The organism is Amycolatopsis sp. NPDC059657, from assembly GCF_042734395.1.
Classification (GTDB): Bacteria; Actinomycetota; Actinomycetes; order Mycobacteriales; family Pseudonocardiaceae; genus Amycolatopsis.
The window spans coordinates 1-14,606 of the sequence record NZ_JBHWEB010000039.1; the positions used below are offsets into that span (position 1 = coordinate 1).

General features: G+C 62.3%; 12 protein-coding genes. 6 read left to right on the forward strand and 6 right to left on the reverse strand.

Features of this window, described 5'->3' with window-relative positions:
• Positions 1-157 precede the first annotated feature (157 nt).
• On the reverse strand, positions 158-1,021 hold the full coding sequence (locus ACFV15_RS21640) for a transcriptional regulator (RefSeq protein ID WP_378352307.1): 864 nt from the start codon (positions 1,019-1,021) through the stop codon (positions 158-160).
• The gene (locus ACFV15_RS21645) at positions 1,021-1,326 is read right to left on the reverse strand and encodes a hypothetical protein (protein ID WP_370945353.1); all 306 of its coding nucleotides are present in this window, start codon (positions 1,324-1,326) and stop codon (positions 1,021-1,023) included. The genes ACFV15_RS21640 and ACFV15_RS21645 overlap by 1 nt, the downstream gene beginning before the upstream one ends.
• A gap of 174 nt (positions 1,327-1,500) precedes the next feature.
• Between ACFV15_RS21645 and ACFV15_RS21650 the strand changes: the two genes are divergently transcribed.
• The 5 genes from ACFV15_RS21650 to ACFV15_RS21670 all read left to right on the forward strand — a co-directional run bounded on the left by ACFV15_RS21650 (position 1,501) and on the right by ACFV15_RS21670 (position 7,588).
• Positions 1,501-1,950, forward strand: coding sequence for a hypothetical protein (locus ACFV15_RS21650; RefSeq protein WP_378352309.1), 450 nt, complete (start codon positions 1,501-1,503; stop codon positions 1,948-1,950).
• An 84-nt stretch (positions 1,951-2,034) separates the two neighbouring features.
• Positions 2,035-2,952, forward strand: coding sequence for a hypothetical protein (locus ACFV15_RS21655; RefSeq protein ID WP_378352310.1), 918 nt, complete (start codon positions 2,035-2,037; stop codon positions 2,950-2,952).
• Positions 2,953-3,051: 99 nt separating this feature from the next.
• Complete coding sequence (locus tag ACFV15_RS21660) at positions 3,052-5,133, forward strand: P-loop NTPase fold protein (RefSeq protein WP_378352311.1); 2,082 nt, start codon at positions 3,052-3,054, stop codon at positions 5,131-5,133.
• A 694-nt stretch (positions 5,134-5,827) separates the two neighbouring features.
• Positions 5,828-6,178, forward strand: a complete 351-nt coding sequence (locus tag ACFV15_RS21665) for a hypothetical protein (RefSeq protein WP_378352312.1) — start codon at positions 5,828-5,830, stop codon at positions 6,176-6,178.
• Between the two features lie 300 nt (positions 6,179-6,478).
• On the forward strand, positions 6,479-7,588 hold the full coding sequence (locus tag ACFV15_RS21670; protein ID WP_378352313.1) for a hypothetical protein: 1,110 nt from the start codon (positions 6,479-6,481) through the stop codon (positions 7,586-7,588).
• Here ACFV15_RS21670 and ACFV15_RS21675 read toward each other — a convergent pair.
• Positions 7,572-8,240, reverse strand: coding sequence for a hypothetical protein (locus ACFV15_RS21675; protein ID WP_378352315.1), 669 nt, complete (start codon positions 8,238-8,240; stop codon positions 7,572-7,574). The two genes, ACFV15_RS21670 and ACFV15_RS21675, sit on opposite strands and share 17 nt — an antisense overlap.
• A 73-nt stretch (positions 8,241-8,313) precedes the next feature.
• Between ACFV15_RS21675 and ACFV15_RS21680 the strand changes: the two genes are divergently transcribed.
• Complete coding sequence (locus tag ACFV15_RS21680; protein ID WP_378352316.1) at positions 8,314-9,300, forward strand: hypothetical protein; 987 nt, start codon at positions 8,314-8,316, stop codon at positions 9,298-9,300.
• A 623-nt stretch (positions 9,301-9,923) separates the two neighbouring features.
• Here the strand turns inward: ACFV15_RS21680 and ACFV15_RS21685 are convergent.
• From ACFV15_RS21685 to ACFV15_RS21695, 3 genes are all read right to left on the reverse strand, one after another.
• Complete coding sequence (locus ACFV15_RS21685) at positions 9,924-11,315, reverse strand: hypothetical protein (protein ID WP_378352317.1); 1,392 nt, start codon at positions 11,313-11,315, stop codon at positions 9,924-9,926.
• Positions 11,316-11,628: 313 nt separating this feature from the next.
• Positions 11,629-13,875 (reverse strand): NACHT domain-containing protein, encoded by a 2,247-nt coding sequence (locus ACFV15_RS21690; RefSeq protein WP_378352318.1) that lies wholly within the window; start codon positions 13,873-13,875, stop codon positions 11,629-11,631.
• On the reverse strand, positions 13,872-14,606 hold the full coding sequence (locus ACFV15_RS21695) for a class I SAM-dependent methyltransferase (protein WP_378352319.1): 735 nt from the start codon (positions 14,604-14,606) through the stop codon (positions 13,872-13,874). The genes ACFV15_RS21690 and ACFV15_RS21695 overlap by 4 nt, the downstream gene beginning before the upstream one ends.

Consider the following 14,606-nt stretch of genomic DNA (forward strand, 5'->3'; position numbering starts at 1 on the left):
ACTTTTAATCTGTAGGTTGTGGGTTCGAGTCCCACGCGCCCCACAGTTTTCGCAGGTCAGCGCGCTGACCTGCGATCGCCCCATGGTCATCTCCCCGCTTTATCCCCACTTTTGGGGTCGGACGGGTTATCCAGCAGGTCTTCCAGAGCGTCCGCCGTCACAGTCTCTGTCCTGGAACAGCACGTCCCGCAGAGCGAACCAGTCGTAGGCGAACCGCGAAGGTGACAGCCCGGTCTCCAGTTTGCGGCGAGTTCGTCGTGGAGGTGGCGTTCAGCGTCCTGAATGGCGAGGTCGAGCACAACCTCCTCGGCGGCGCAAGCCAGCGTAAGCGATCGCCCTCGCTCAGGTCGGCGGCAAGGGTCATCCAAGGCTCACGCGTAGCGACGCAGAAACCAGACATCCTGCCCCGACCACACACGCCGGGACCACACCCAACGGTCCCCGCGCCCCACCAGAGCGGGCCCCTCTGTCGCAGGCGAAGCCGTAGACCTCGACGGCGAGCACACCCAGCGCCCGCTCGAGCGCCGCAGCGGAGCGCGGGGCAACCACGACCGGCAGGCTGGTTTGGTTCACGAAATGCGACCACGTTTCTCCGTGACAACCGCCTGGCGGACGCCAGAAACTTGGGCTCGTCCTCGAGGGAGTCGAACTCCGTCGAGCGCAGGATGTCGCGCTTGCGGAGCAGCTCAACTGGGGCGTGCTTGCTGATCAGTGCCCGCTTGCGGACATCGTTGAGCTTGGCCTGCGTGCGCAGGTCCTTCGCCTGCTCGGCGAGCAGGTACTGGTCCTGCAGGTTCAGCCACATCTCGGCGGTCTGGTCGAGAGCGGCACCGATCTGTGCGGCCGACTCGCGGGTGATCTCTTTCTTGCCGTTGATGATCTCGGAGATGAACCGGGTCGGTCGTCCAAGGATGGCGGCGAAGTCTGCCTGGGACCAGCCGCGGGCCTCAAGCTCGTCAGCCAGCCATTTGCCTAGCGGCTCGGGGTTGATCGGCGGCGGCTCGGTAGGAACGCTTCTCATTACAGGTTGTCCGTCCCGAGAGGCAGGAGATCCAACACCACGGCGACGTGGCCGCCGGAGCTCTTGAAGGTCAGTCCAATTACGCGGCCCGAGCTCAGCGTCGCGCGCGCCTTAGCGGGGTCGTTGAAATGGGGCTCGATCCGTAGCAGTCGCATGTTCCGCAGATCGGTGTCGATCTTCGCGGCATGAGCGCCTTGAACGAGACGTCTGTACTCCTTGACCTCGGTGTGGGTCCAATCCTCCGGCTGGAATCCGGCGTCCTTGACGAGACGGCTCAAGGTCTCGTCAAGGTACTCCCGGTCCACGTTTCTATTCTCCATCACCCATGAGCTGATGACACGATCGCGAAGCGCGACGCTACCCGCAGGCTCAGCACTCACCGTCCGGTTGACACCCGACACTCCGTTGGCGATCCCATTCACTAGTCCCCGGCCTGCCTGGCAGATCTCCGGACGCTGCAAGCGCGAGCTGAAGCCTCTATGGGCGACGCCGGAGCGGCTGCCCGCAGTGTGCACCTGTCTGAGCAATCTTTTGAACGCATCAGACCCGAAGACGAGCCTGAGTGGGCGCGCTTCATCGACGTGGCCTACCTCAACGGCGAGTACGCCCACGCCTTCCGCGACCTGGAGCGACCGCGGGAAGCGGCCGCCTTCGCCAAGCTGTCTGCTAACGATGCCACCCGACAGAACCGAGCTCGACGCGCTTCTCTCGCCGAGGCAACGATGGCCAGGGCCGCACTGTACGATCACGACCTGGCCGCCGCAACCGCAGCCGGAATGAAAGCTGTCAAGCTGGCGGCGACCGTCAAGTCCAGCCGTTCGACCGGTGCGGTGAAGGACTTGCGGACTCGCTTGGAGCCGCACCGCAACTCGCCGTACGTGCAGGACTTCTTCCTGCGCCCTGACGTGCTGATGCCAGTACTGGCGTAGATGGGCCCGCTACCGGGTGTAACGCGATTTAGCGTTTCGCCGACTTACCGTGCCAGAGGCCGGTCCACGGTGAGGAAATCCAACATGCCGAAACACGTCAATGCGGCGGTGCTCCACCCCCTCAAGGAGGCGTTGCGGCTCACGTACTGGTACAAGAACGATCTCCGTGCCTTCTTGAACGCTACTCTGGGTGATCGCTCCCTTGTGGCGGAGCTGGACTGGACGGCATACAAGCATCAGATCGTTACCCAGCTCATCGATAAGCTTGCGGCTAATCAACACAAGTATTTTGACGTGCTCCTGAACCTCCTGCTTACGGTTGCAGAGGTTGAAGATCCAAGTCACCTCAAGCGACTCACTGATGGCCAGAAGAAATATGACGAGGCGGTCAACTCGTTAACGTCCTTACGTAAGCAGGTCGAACCGTATCGTAAGCTCAGAAGCGAGAAAGAAGACGCAGCGCGCCGTCTCGAAGCCGAGCTGGCCCGAAATGAGAATGCTCGCGCCATGAGCGAGAAGCTCGCGGAGCTTAAACAGCTGTTCTTCACGATCATGAGTCAAGATCCTCAGACACGAGGTTACTCACTTGAGAAGCTTCTGAACGACCTATTTGCACTGTACGACATTGATGCGAAAGGCTCATTTCGAATTCATGGCGAGCAGATCGACGGAGCTTTTACGTTCCAGGGTGTTGAATACTTGCTCGAGGCCAAGTGGCAAAAAGAGCTGACACCGCTCGCGGATTTGGATACGTTCTCAAGCAAGGTAAATCGTAAGCTAGACAACACGCTCGGTCTTTTCCTGTCGATGAGCGGCTTTCAACCAAACGCCTTGACGCTGATTGGCCATAGTCGGCGGCCTACTCTGCTTCTGATGGATGGTTCCGACCTTACGATGACGCTCGAGGAGAGAATTCTGTTTCCGGACCTTCTTATGCGCAAGCGTCAGCATGCCGCGCAAACCGGTGACATTTTCCTGAAGGCGACCAGTTTGCTCACCTAGACCCTGGATATAACTCGATCTTGCGACACTTTGAACACGGTAGAGTTCAGGACAGCCAGATGCGCGTGACATTGCCCATCGCTTGTGATGAAATGCGCCATGGCAGTTACTGGCGACAACCCCATTCGCGACACTCCGCAGGACGCGCTTGGCCGCGCCCCACTTGCAAAGCATCTAGCCGACGAGTTGCGGCAGGTCGATGCAACGGAAGGCAGTGTTGTTGCCGTTATGGGCCCGTGGGGTTACGGCAAGACGTCGCTCATTAACTTGATACGACGACACTTAGAGACCGAACCGCCATTAACTGTTCTCGACTTCAACCCGTGGATGTTTTCCGGCACGGAACAGTTGGTGGATTCATTTTTCACCGAACTCGCCGCGCAACTCGATATAAAAGAGGGCAAGTTTAGTAAGATTGCAACCGAGCTTAGCGCGTACGGCGAACTCTTAAGTCCGCTGGGTGCAATTCCAGTGCTTGGTTCGTGGATTACACGGCTTGGCGCCAGCACTAAAGCGCTCAAGCAGTTTCATGAACGAAAGAAAGAAAGCGTAACCCAAAAGCGCGCCAAACTGGCCGGAATCCTGGCAAATCTAGAGCAGCCTCTAATCGTAGTCATTGATGACATAGATCGCCTCGACACCAATGAGATCCGCCATATCTTCAAGCTTGTGCGCCTAACCGCCAGCTTTCCCAATGTCGTGTATCTCTTGGCTTTCGATCGCGAGCGAGTCGAGCAGGCGCTCAGCGAAACGGGCCTTTCAGGTCGCAACTACCTAGAGAAGATCGTGCAAGTATCGGTTGATATTCCAGCCATCCCCGTTACGTTGCTCCGGGCCGAACTGGGAAGGACACTTGACTCCATTATCAATGGCATCCACCTTTCGGAGCCGCGATTTGATGAGCAGAGATGGTTAGACGTATTTGCAGAGATCATCGACCCCTTGCTGCGCAATATGCGCGACGTCCGCCGCTTTGCGGCCTCACTTCAGGGTACCCTCCGCAGTCTGCGAGGTGAAGTAGAAATCGTAGACGTCTTGGCAATGGAAGCCGTTCGGGTGTTCGTTCCGGACCTCTATAGGGCGGCGATCGAAAATAAGGTAGCACTGACTGAACCTAGTTCCAGCTTCATCGGTAGGCGCGAAGACTCCGAGCATAAGGATGCAATCGACAACCTAATCGCCACCTCAGCGGAGCATTCAGCAGTAGCTAAAGCATTGGTCCACCGCGTCTTTCCAGCTGCCGACCGCCACATTGACAACGGGATGCATTACGATGCGTCATGGCAGAGGATGTGGATCAGAGAGCATCGGCTTGCCCACCCTGCTCTGTTGAGCTTCTATTTTGAGCGTCTCACAAACAAGGATCTGGATTCCTTCAATCATGCCACTAATGCACTGTCTGTTATGAACAATGCTGAAGCCTTTGAGGAGTTCTTCAAGCTACTTGATCCGCACGAGCGGGAAGATGTTATTGTCGCTCTCGAGAATTTTGAAGGCGAGTACCCTGTTGAAGCTGTTGTTCCAGGAAGCATTGGCTTGCTTAACACGTTGCCCTCTCTGCCGGAGCGGGAGCGGGGAATGTTGTCCATGGGCGATGGCCGCCTCCATGTGACACGAGTCGTCCTGCGACTATTTCGCCGTCTGGATGACGAGGCAAAGGTCGAAGCTGCTTCAAGGGAGGTGCTCCCTCAGATTTCGACTCTGTCATCCAAGCTAGAGTTTGTTCACATGATAGGCCATGTCGAAGGTACTGGGCATCGCCTTGTCTCCGAGGTGGCCGCCAGAGAACTGGAGTCCATGCTCAGCGCCGAAATCCAGCGGGCCAATGGCGCGCAGCTCAAAACCGAGCCAAACCTGCTGGGCTTGATGATCTGGATGAGAAACCACACAGAGGAAGAATCGACGTTTATGACGAACCTATTTGGTGACCCCGAATTTAACTGCGCACTGCTCTTGCAATCGGTGTGCCAGGTCCGGAGCCAGTCGGTAGGCAGTCGTGTGATTCAACGCGAAGCCCGGCTGCACTGGGAGACGCTAGAAACGATTTATGGCGACCAGGAGACTCTTCGTGACGGCGTCCAGTCCGTGCGCCACCACATCGACTCTGTCGACCAGGAGGTTGCGGATGCCACTGAGCTAGCAATGAAATACCTAACCGGTTGGCGACCGGAGCGGTTTTAAGGTTTCCGACATTTGCATGTTGAACAAATCGCATATTCAACATGCAAATATAACCTGTACGCTTCTCTGTAACGAGAGCCTTGCCGGTAAGTGGCGCTACGGTTCTGATCGCAAAGTTGTCCAGTATCAGACTTACTGGTCGGCTCGACGCTGTCGACCTCGCGGGCCTAGCGCGATTCCACTGGCGAGCAGACATCGCCGTACGGTCGTATCCCCCACGTGATACTGCCCAGCGAGGTCTTCCAGTGTCGCGCCTGCTTTGTAGAGCTCGCTAGCCTTCTTGATCTCGTCTTGGGTGAGTAGGAGTTGGCGAGTGTCCACGCTACGGGCTTCGAGGAGCTTGCCGACCGTTGACCAATAGACGTCGATCTCAGTGGCAAGGTGCCGGACTGTCGAGCCTCCGCAATAAGCCTTGATCATCTGGTCGATCTCGGCTGGTTATAGCTGTCGCGCCGTTCGGTATGCAGATGTGTCGTGACTGGGTAGGCCCTTGGCTGTCATTGCGAAGCCGCAGGTCCGGGTGGTGTTGTCCTCCACCTGTTGCGGGATCACCTGCTGTTGGTGGTCGGTGGACCACCAACAGCAGGTGATCCACCGAGAGAACATATTCCAGCCCCACCTTGCGGACCAATCATGGCGACCGCGATCGAACATCCGGAAAATCCGATGAGCGTGCGCCCGCACCATTGCTTCGGTGGCCTACGAGGGGGTGAAGCCGTTGGATCTTACGGATCGGCTGGCAGCAGTCACGACGCTTTTCGAGGCCCACAACGAGGCGCCGTTCCCGAGCCGGTGGCGAGGTGCCGACGTGGCCGGCTTCGACATGGTGATGCTTGACGCGGACCCAGCCGGTTGTGTCTCGGTCTGGCTGAAGCGACAAGGTCTTCTGGATGACTGGAGATGGAACGTCCTCGCTGTCGAATGCGAACAGCGACTCATTCGGGTTATCCTCGAGCTGGACGCCCACGGTCGCGAGTACTACCAACGACTCCTGGACATGACGGTACTGCTACTGGATGCGGACCGCCCGCAGCGCCAGCACTGATAGCCCTCGCCATCGCCTGGCGACACAGGACCCATTCGCAGTAATCCAAATGCCCGCTCTATGCCGCTGGTCGTGCATTCGCGTCCGACCAGGCCGACGAGTTGACTGGCGACTAGCTAGGCATGCGTGCGTTCGTGCGGATGCTGTAAGAGCCTCGCCGAGGGCACAGTTCCGGCCAGGCCTGCGACGGACTATGCCATGTCTTTCCAGCATCCTCTGGTCGGTGCTAGTCGACCCGCGTGTCATACCTGGGATCTATCGAGGCGTCAGTCACTATGGACACCAGCGATCGCGGCGGAGGTGCTGGTGGCGACGACGGTAGCTCAAGCAGGCTCATCATTGACGCGGTCGCTGCTGCAGGATCGCATTTTGGTGGCGACGTCCGCGGCGTCGGTGTCGAACGCGGTGGGTGAGGTTGTCGATTCCGGGTTCAGTGGGATCGTGATCGTCGATGAGCAATGCGCTCGAGCCGTCCGGACAGTAAAGGGCGTTTACGGCTCGCGGTTGCTGGTCGGCAAGGACACAACCAGCTACTTGAGGTACACCGCCACGCCGTCCGAGCCGATGTACCTGCCGTCGATTCTCGGTGCCGGGTCGCTGTCGCTCGCACAGTGCATGCGGTACCAACTCGCCGACGGTGCGGATTTCGCGTTAACCCCCACTGGGCGGGTCCGTGATCTCGCCACCTTAGACGCCGCGGTCACAGCAGCCAACGCGCTCGTCACGCCGGGAGTCGTGATCGCAGCCCCAGTGCCCGCTCGTATGCTCACAGGCGCCGAGCGAGCCGACATGGTCACCATTTTGGAGCGCTCACGCCACCCGGTCGCGTTGATCGTGACAGGACAGTTCGACCCGTTCGCCGCGCAAGCCGTCGCAGACGGTTTGCGGGTGGTGACCGCGTCCGCGGCAGATGTATTCCTGCACAGGAGCGATTTCGCAGTGTTCGAGGCTCTTGCGCATGGTGGGCTGGGTGGCGCGATCGGGTACCTCGCCAGCTTGCGGCACACGGTGACCGGGCGTCGCCCGGCCAAGACGCGGAAAATGCCGCCGGACCGTAGTCCCATCGTCTTGCTTCCCGAGATCGACAGCTTCCGTCATCAGGCCGTGTACGAACCGTGGTTCCGCAACGTCCGGCCGCCGATTTGTGTCCTGCCTGGGTGCTGCGGACGCGATCTGACGACGCTGACGAACACCCACGCGGACCACGCGGTCGCGAATCTGCACAACCTGCGAGCGTGGCTCCCGCTTGGTGCGCAGCTGACGACCACCCCGGTTGCGGAGCGCCGGGCTTGGCTGCACGCCTACCGGCGGACCGTCGAGGCCGCTTACGCCGACCTTCGCCGCAGGACCCGGATCAGAACCATCACAATGGACGACAGCCAGCGAGCGTGGCTCACACTCGGGTCGTGACGTCCGCCCCGGCGCGTGCGGTCTGACCCGCGAACGCCTGGTATGCCTGTTCACGGAACAGCCATCCACCCGGGGTGAAGTAACTTTCCCGCCACCGCTCCGGCGGCACCAATATCCGCACGGTCGTGCCCGCCTTTACAGCCAAGCCGATGCCGTACTCCGCCGCCTCCGCCGCGGCGAGAGCTAGATCCGCCGGCTCGTGGTCCACGAGCAGCACGCGTGTGGCGACTGGGGCGAACTGGCTTGCCGTGTTGAGACCGCGATCCCAGTCGTTGTCGCGGACGACGACGAGTACCGCTGACACTGGGGGACCAGCCAGCCGAGTCACCGTGCCGACGTCCAAGCCGAGGCAGCCTCGTGGCGCCCGCCGCACGGCACGCTGTTCCCGGGTTGACAGCGACTGTAGCGAAACGGGCTCCCAGCGAGGCAGGTTCGCTAGAACACTCACGACCTCGAACTCATCCAGGCACTCCGCTTGCACTGCGCTACGCCGGACGTGTTCCTGCTCGTCAATGATCACCAGAACATCGACCTCGGCGCCCAGGAGACGCACGCCGGTGACCGGCGTACCGCCGTGCCCCACGATACGGCCGATCTCGGATAGCAAGTCCCGCCGGTCCGCATCGTGACTGGTTCCAGTGTGGTCCGTCACCCAACCAGCCTACGGTCTTCGAGCGTCGATTCTCGACGTTGACACGTCAGAAATCGACGCTGATCCTTGAAAGGTGGCTGAGTCGGCGAACAGCCCTCTGCCGGAGGGGTTCGGGCGGTCCACGGTGAACTGGCGGCCCTCTGCCCGTCACGACCCCGTGGAAGTCGCCACCCTGCACCTCCAGCATTTGCTGCTCCTTGCAGCGCGTGAGGCGTGGCAGCGCCAATCGCCGGGCAGACATTTCACCGGCTCCGTACTAGCCAAGTTGTTGGGAACACCGGACTCACTCCGACCAGCGGAAAAGCGCCTCGCCGGCGCCCAGCGACTGCAGCTCGACGACATCGTCCGGCTCGGCCTCCAACTCGGCGACGACTTTCTTGGCGCGGTGCCCGCAGCCGCCACGGACCTGCTGCCCGAGCCTTACCACGGGCTGCTCCGAGAGTGGCGGGCCGGAGCGGGAACGTTGCCGCGATTCGGGCAGCTCGGTCTCGGAGGGCACGATTGGACAAGCGTCGCCATAGAGCTGGCCGCGTACCTCGACGCGGAAGCCGATGCCGGCCGCGACCACCTGCTCACCACCGACGCCGCCACCTATGCCCTGGCACAGTGCCTCACCGAATGCGGCACCGATTCCAGCCACATCGAGCTCAGTGACGAACCCCTAGCTGATCCATCGGTTCGAGCGCTGGAACTGGCTTCGCCCACTACAACGGTCTTGGCTGCTCTCGCCTACCTGCCAGATCGCGTCGACCGGCCGTCTGACTTATGGCAACGAATCGCAAACGTCCTCCACGACGTGGCCGAACGCGAGACCGACGAACGCCTTCTCGTCATCGCAGCCGGACCGGCAGCCACCCGCCAGCTACGTACCCGACTGCCCGAGGGATTCACGGCGACGCCCGGAACAGAGTTCACGCTCACGATCCAGACGGCGATGAGAAACCGGCTGATCACCCAGGAACACGCCGTCAGCCCGGACTTGGACCTTCTCCTGGTGGACCGACGTGAACAGGGCCATCGTGGAAGCGTGCTCACGTTGGGCATCACGAAGCGACGATGACTTCGCTCGCGCTGAACGAAGCAGGTCGCCGAACCACGATGGGAGTTGCCAGCGCCTAAGGGAGTATCAGCGTGTCAGCGGCCAGTCGGAAACCCCGTGGACGGCCAGTTCGATTCCCCGCTCACGGCCAATTGCACGGTCAGTGATCGCCACACGCTCGTCGACCAACCGCGGCCACGCGACCGTTGCCGTGACGTCGACCGTGCTTCGACCGTCAGCACGGCCCGTCGAGCAGCGCAGCGATCTAGCACACGAATCGAAGCCGCGCTCGCTCGCTGTGCGCGGCACCTCGTCACAGGCTACGACCACGTCGCTCGCGAGCCACGCTACGCAGCCGGCCTATGGCCAGATAATTCCCCGCCACCCCGGCCGCCAGCGGGGAATTCAAACTGGCCACCAACACGCCCCTAACTGTTGTGAAGCCCGCAGGTCCGGGTGATGCTGTTTCGCCACTTGTTGCAGGATCACCTGCCGTTGCTGGCCGGTGGACCACCAACAGCAGATGATCCACCGACAGAACATGTTCCAGATCTACCTTGCGGACCAATCACGGCGACGGCGACCGAACATCCTGAAATGCCGAAGTGCGCCCACACGGCGACTCGGCCAACTAGCCGTCGCACCTAGTCGAGAGGAACCCTGCCAGCTCCCATCTTTCTAAGCCCCATGACCGCACCGTTGATGTCCATGAAGACCACCCCGCCCCATTCCGCCAGGATGTCTTCCTGGCGTTCGTGCCACCGAGCACTCAGTTCGGGCAGCATGTGGTGACGCCCCTTGAGGTCGGGCTCACCGCTCAGGAGATCGTGGAGCGCATGGGGAATCCCCGAGAACACCTCCATGCGCTGCGATTGCAGTCGAAACACGTGGTCGGTGCCGACGAGGCGCATGCCGGCCAGACCTATCCCCGTGTCGAAGTCGACGTGGCTGGGCCCGGACTCGTGTTCGCCCCCTAGCCTAGCCCGTTGGCGCGGGGTGAGCAGGCGTCCGGCGGTGTCGCGATCCCCAGCGAAGGCCAGCAGCCCGGCGCTCGCTGTCCGAGCAAGCACCCGAGCGAACCACTCCGACCGTTCAGGAGCGATATAGAACCCCGGCCGACGGTCGCGCTCTGCCTCCTCGTCACGTACCGGGATTCCGGGAAACTCGTGGTACTGCTCGACAGGCCCGTTGAGACCGGACTCGTGGCCGGTGCCATCGCCCGACAGGGCAAGCGTGCCATCGCCGGGTGGGTCGAGGATCCTCATTTGAATGCCGCCGGTGTCGTCCAGTGAGGTGGACATCATCAGGCCGGGCGGCGTCACATCTCCGTGCCCCGGATCTCCGATCACCACGGCGTTCACTTGCGCGGCAGCCTTCGCCAGCTGCTTGTGCTGGGCATCAGCGGCCCCGTGGGATCCCTTGCACTCCACGGTGATCACGCGTGCGGGCGAGCCGTCCCGGAAGCCGAACAGGAAGTAGTCGGGCCGAAGCCTGGTATTCGACTTCGTCTTCACCTCATTGCCGCGCAGCGCCCAACCCGCCTCCAGAGCGACATCTGCGTCGACGACCTCGAAGCGATAGTCCGGGTGACGTCGCTGCGCGATCCGGAGTGCCGCGGCCAGCGCGAACGCGATGCCCAGATCCTCGGCTTGCACCGACCGCCGGTGATACCGAGGGTCCTTACCGCTCTCCGAGAGCTCCATCCGACCGTGAGTGTTCCGCTGAAGCGACGTGATGTACTTCAGACACCCCCAGTGCTGCGCTAACGCCCGCGACGAACCGTGCCCGGACAGCACCGTCGCCCGCCCAAGCAGATGCAGCAGCTCCCAAGGCATGATGCGCATGTTCCTGCCGTGCTCGCGTTCAGGCACCGGAATCAGCCGAGGCTTGACCTGGTCGATTTCCTGGCCCTTCTTGCGCCGCTCGTCGGCGAGCTTCGACGCCTTCCGCTGCACCTTGCCCGCCAGTTGATCACTCGACTCGATGGCCACATCAGCCAGCTCGAAGAGCCTCTTGATCGCTTCATCGGCATCCATCGACAGCGCACCTCCCCATGACACCAACTCAACGCACGCAGTAGGGCTGTGTCAGCCATCGAACGAGTGGATCAGTCGCAAGGCCATGACGTCTACCCGAATGGAGCCATGTGTCGTCCAGCGCTCGGCAGGGTCAGGTGTCGGCGGACACACGAAGGTGATTCTGGCCCATTTTTGTGACCATGCTCGCGTGGTCGAGCCCTTTGAGATCTGTCAGCCAAGCCACTCGGTGACCTGGTTGGCAGGCAGCTCATCCGATTAAACCGCAGATCAACTGCAAGGAGGGATCGCGTTTACTACACCGGGTAACGCGCTAGCTGTCATTTCGTCGGTCGAGTGTGGGGCCGGACAGATGGCGCTGAAGGTCGATGTGGCGGAATTGGTATACGGCGCCTACCCGGCGCAGCACGCCGAGAGTGCAGGCGTCATCAAGGAAGGGGATCAGGCGAATCGGCACGTGCTTGCCCGACGCGAGCCACCATTTGGCGGTCAGATACCTGACCCAGACCGTTGATGGGAATAACACAGGCAGTCCGCCGAGGACCGCCGCCGCCACGCCCAGCGCCAATCCAGCACCAGTGCCCAGCCCGATACCGAAGACCAGTGGCGCGGTCGCGCCGCCCTCGCGGACGAACTCGGTGAACACCCCGACCACCGCTCCGACCGACGCGAGTTGCAGCGTTGTCGCCCAGCGATCGGAAGCAAGCACCGAGGCAGCACGGTCAGCTTGTCTCTCGTCGACCTGTTCGTCAAGTAGGTTGATCACTACCCCGACGGTGACCGCAGCAGCCGCTACGAGTGCGCCCGCTTCGAAACCTATCAGCACGGCAGCACCCAGCGCAGTCAGCAAGCCACCGCCGAGCCCGTACACGACAGCGTCGGGGATGTTCTGGATGCGAATCCGGATTCGACGTGGGCTTCGCCCGACCCGCCACTCACGGCTCCAGTCCGCCAACGCTGTGGTGATCATGCCCATCATCAGGCCACCGCTGAATGCGACCAGTCCGAGCGCGCCGCTGAACCGGGAGAGGAGCACGATGCCCGCGCCACCGAGGATACCGACGAGCAGGCGCACCATGCCGCCGATCGCGTAATGGGCGCCACGCGAGCTGAATCTGGTGCTTCCGTTGCGGATCGCCCTCGTACGGGTGGACTGCAGTACGAGCAACGCAGCGATCGCCGATCCCGCCAGCACCAGGGCCCAAGATGTCGGAAAGAGCGGGCTGGGCTCGGCGACGATGCCAAACCGGTCAGCGAGCAGCCGCAGTACCGCGGTCGCAGCTGCTCCGCCGAGCCCGATCACCACCCCGAGCACGCCACCGGACACGACCCCACTCAGCACGATTCCAGCAGCTCCTGGATCTACCAGTGACTCATGCAAGCGCCACGGCACCAAGTCACGTTCTTTACGCCTGACCAGGTCGCGCGCGAGGTAGGAGAGCCAACGCGTGGCGCGGTCCGCGCCCCAGTCGTGGATCTGTTTCGGGCCACGCCTGCCGGTGTCGAATAATGCGGGCACGAACCGTTTGAGCAGGTACGCCTCCAGCGCGGCTGGCGATTTTTCGGCGAGTGCGGCCAATTCCTGGGTCTGACCGGGCGCCCCCGTGTACCCGACCTTCATGAGAAAGCACATCAACGGTGTCGACAGCATCCGTAGCAGCGGATTGCCCTCGTCCCGGAGAAGTTCATCCATCGAACCGGGCACGCGTTCGCCCGCAGTCATGTAAGCGCGGACGTCGGCGGCCCGCAGTGGCTCGATCTCCACGGCGACGACATCCCGCGGCGGCGTGGTGGTGTCCGTCAGCGCCGCATATTCGACAGTCTGGCAGGTCAACACGAACGGGAATGGCGCCATCCTGGTAATCGCGGCCAGCGCGATCACTCGTAGCGGGCGGCTCAGCTCGTCGAGCCCGTCAAGGACAGGCAGCACCTTGTGCTCGTCCACCAGCGAGTCTGCGATCCGACGCCCGGTGGCATCTAGCGCGGAAAGTGAGGGGTAGCTGGTCGCCAGCCGGTCCTTCAGCCAGTCCGGGAACCGAACTTCGGCCGGGTTCCACGAGGAAAGTGAGACGAACAGGGGGAAGCGCTCTGTCCCGTTCCACGCCTCTAGCAGCTGGCGCGCCAGCTGTATGGCGAGGACGGTCTTACCTGCCCCCGGCGCTCCAAGTATGATCAGCCTGCGTGTTTCGAGATTCCGGTAGAAGTCGTCGACGCGGTTCCACGTGTACGTTGCCGCGGCACTCGGCGGATGCTCACCGACCTTTCGCCAGCGCAGCGGCAGAGTGTGCCATTCGAACACGCCGCGCTCCTCCAGCTGCGCGGTCCATGCCGCCGCCGCGGTTGTAACGGCGCTTCCGACGATTTGCGTGGTGGGCGTCGAGGTAGTCGGCGTCGTCCGGGTTCGTTCGACGTAGACCAGCGCGGCGCCGACGCCGAGTGCGACGAACCCGAAGAACCAGTACCCGATCTCGAAGAACCAGCCGCAGAAGCCGATCGTCACCACACTCGCGACCGAGAGGGCGGTGGGCGACAGGGGCCGACTGCGCTGCACCGGTTTCATCGCGCGGTCCCCGTGCACCTGAACTCGACCAGATTTGCGTGCAGGAAAAGCTTTTTTCGCCGGTACACAACCAGGCCGAGTGCGTCGGCCCACCGGCTGATTTCCCTGGCTGGGTGGAAGGTGGCCACCGGGGTGAAGACCTGGTCGGCAATGAGCGCCTTGAGCTGGTCGTCCCCGAGCCGTCTGCCTACCTGAGCGGCCACCACCAACCGGACCACCCGCCACCACCACCCGGGAGCGCGATCGAGTGCAGTCACCGGAACCCGGCGGCGGAGCGGCGCGGTCATCGAGTACAGCGTGTGGTACGGCGTCAGCCTCGCATAGAGCAGCACAACGATCGATCCGCCTGGCCTAGTGACCCTGGCGAGTTCACACAGCCCCGCGAAGCAGTCGGGGGTGTGATGCAGCACGCCTATCGAGACCGTGTGATCGACGGACCGATCGGGCAACGGCAACCGCAGCACGTCGGCCTGGCAGATCACCGCGGCCGGGCTGGCCGCACGGGTTCGCCTGGTGGCCGCGCTGGTCAGGTCCACCGCGACCACCCTGGCGCCGCGATCGGCCAGTCCGCAGGCGATCTCACCCGATCCGCACCCCGCATCTAGTACCACCGCGCCCCGGACCACGGCATCGGGCAGGAAAGGGCGCAGCCGTCGTTGCCAGTGCCGAACCCGCCGCCCGCCGCCCTGGACGAACGGGAAGCGTTCGTAGTGCGCTCTGGTCCTGTCCAT

What these genes read in the sequence shown, in the direction of transcription:
- ACFV15_RS21640 (WP_378352307.1), bottom strand. Translation starts at nt 1,021, where the DNA reads ATGAGAAGCGTTCCTACCGAGCCGCCGCCGATCAACCCCGAGCCGCTA.
- ACFV15_RS21655 (WP_378352310.1), top strand. Translation starts at nt 2,035, where the DNA reads ATGCCGAAACACGTCAATGCGGCGGTGCTCCACCCCCTCAAGGAGGCG.
- ACFV15_RS21650 (WP_378352309.1), top strand. Translation starts at nt 1,501, where the DNA reads ATGGGCGACGCCGGAGCGGCTGCCCGCAGTGTGCACCTGTCTGAGCAA.
- ACFV15_RS21685 (WP_378352317.1), bottom strand. Translation starts at nt 11,315, where the DNA reads ATGGATGCCGATGAAGCGATCAAGAGGCTCTTCGAGCTGGCTGATGTG.
- ACFV15_RS21690 (WP_378352318.1), bottom strand. Translation starts at nt 13,875, where the DNA reads ATGAAACCGGTGCAGCGCAGTCGGCCCCTGTCGCCCACCGCCCTCTCG.
- ACFV15_RS21695 (WP_378352319.1), bottom strand. Translation starts at nt 14,606, where the DNA reads ATGGACAGGACCAGAGCGCACTACGAACGCTTCCCGTTCGTCCAGGGC.
- ACFV15_RS21660 (WP_378352311.1), top strand. Translation starts at nt 3,052, where the DNA reads ATGGCAGTTACTGGCGACAACCCCATTCGCGACACTCCGCAGGACGCG.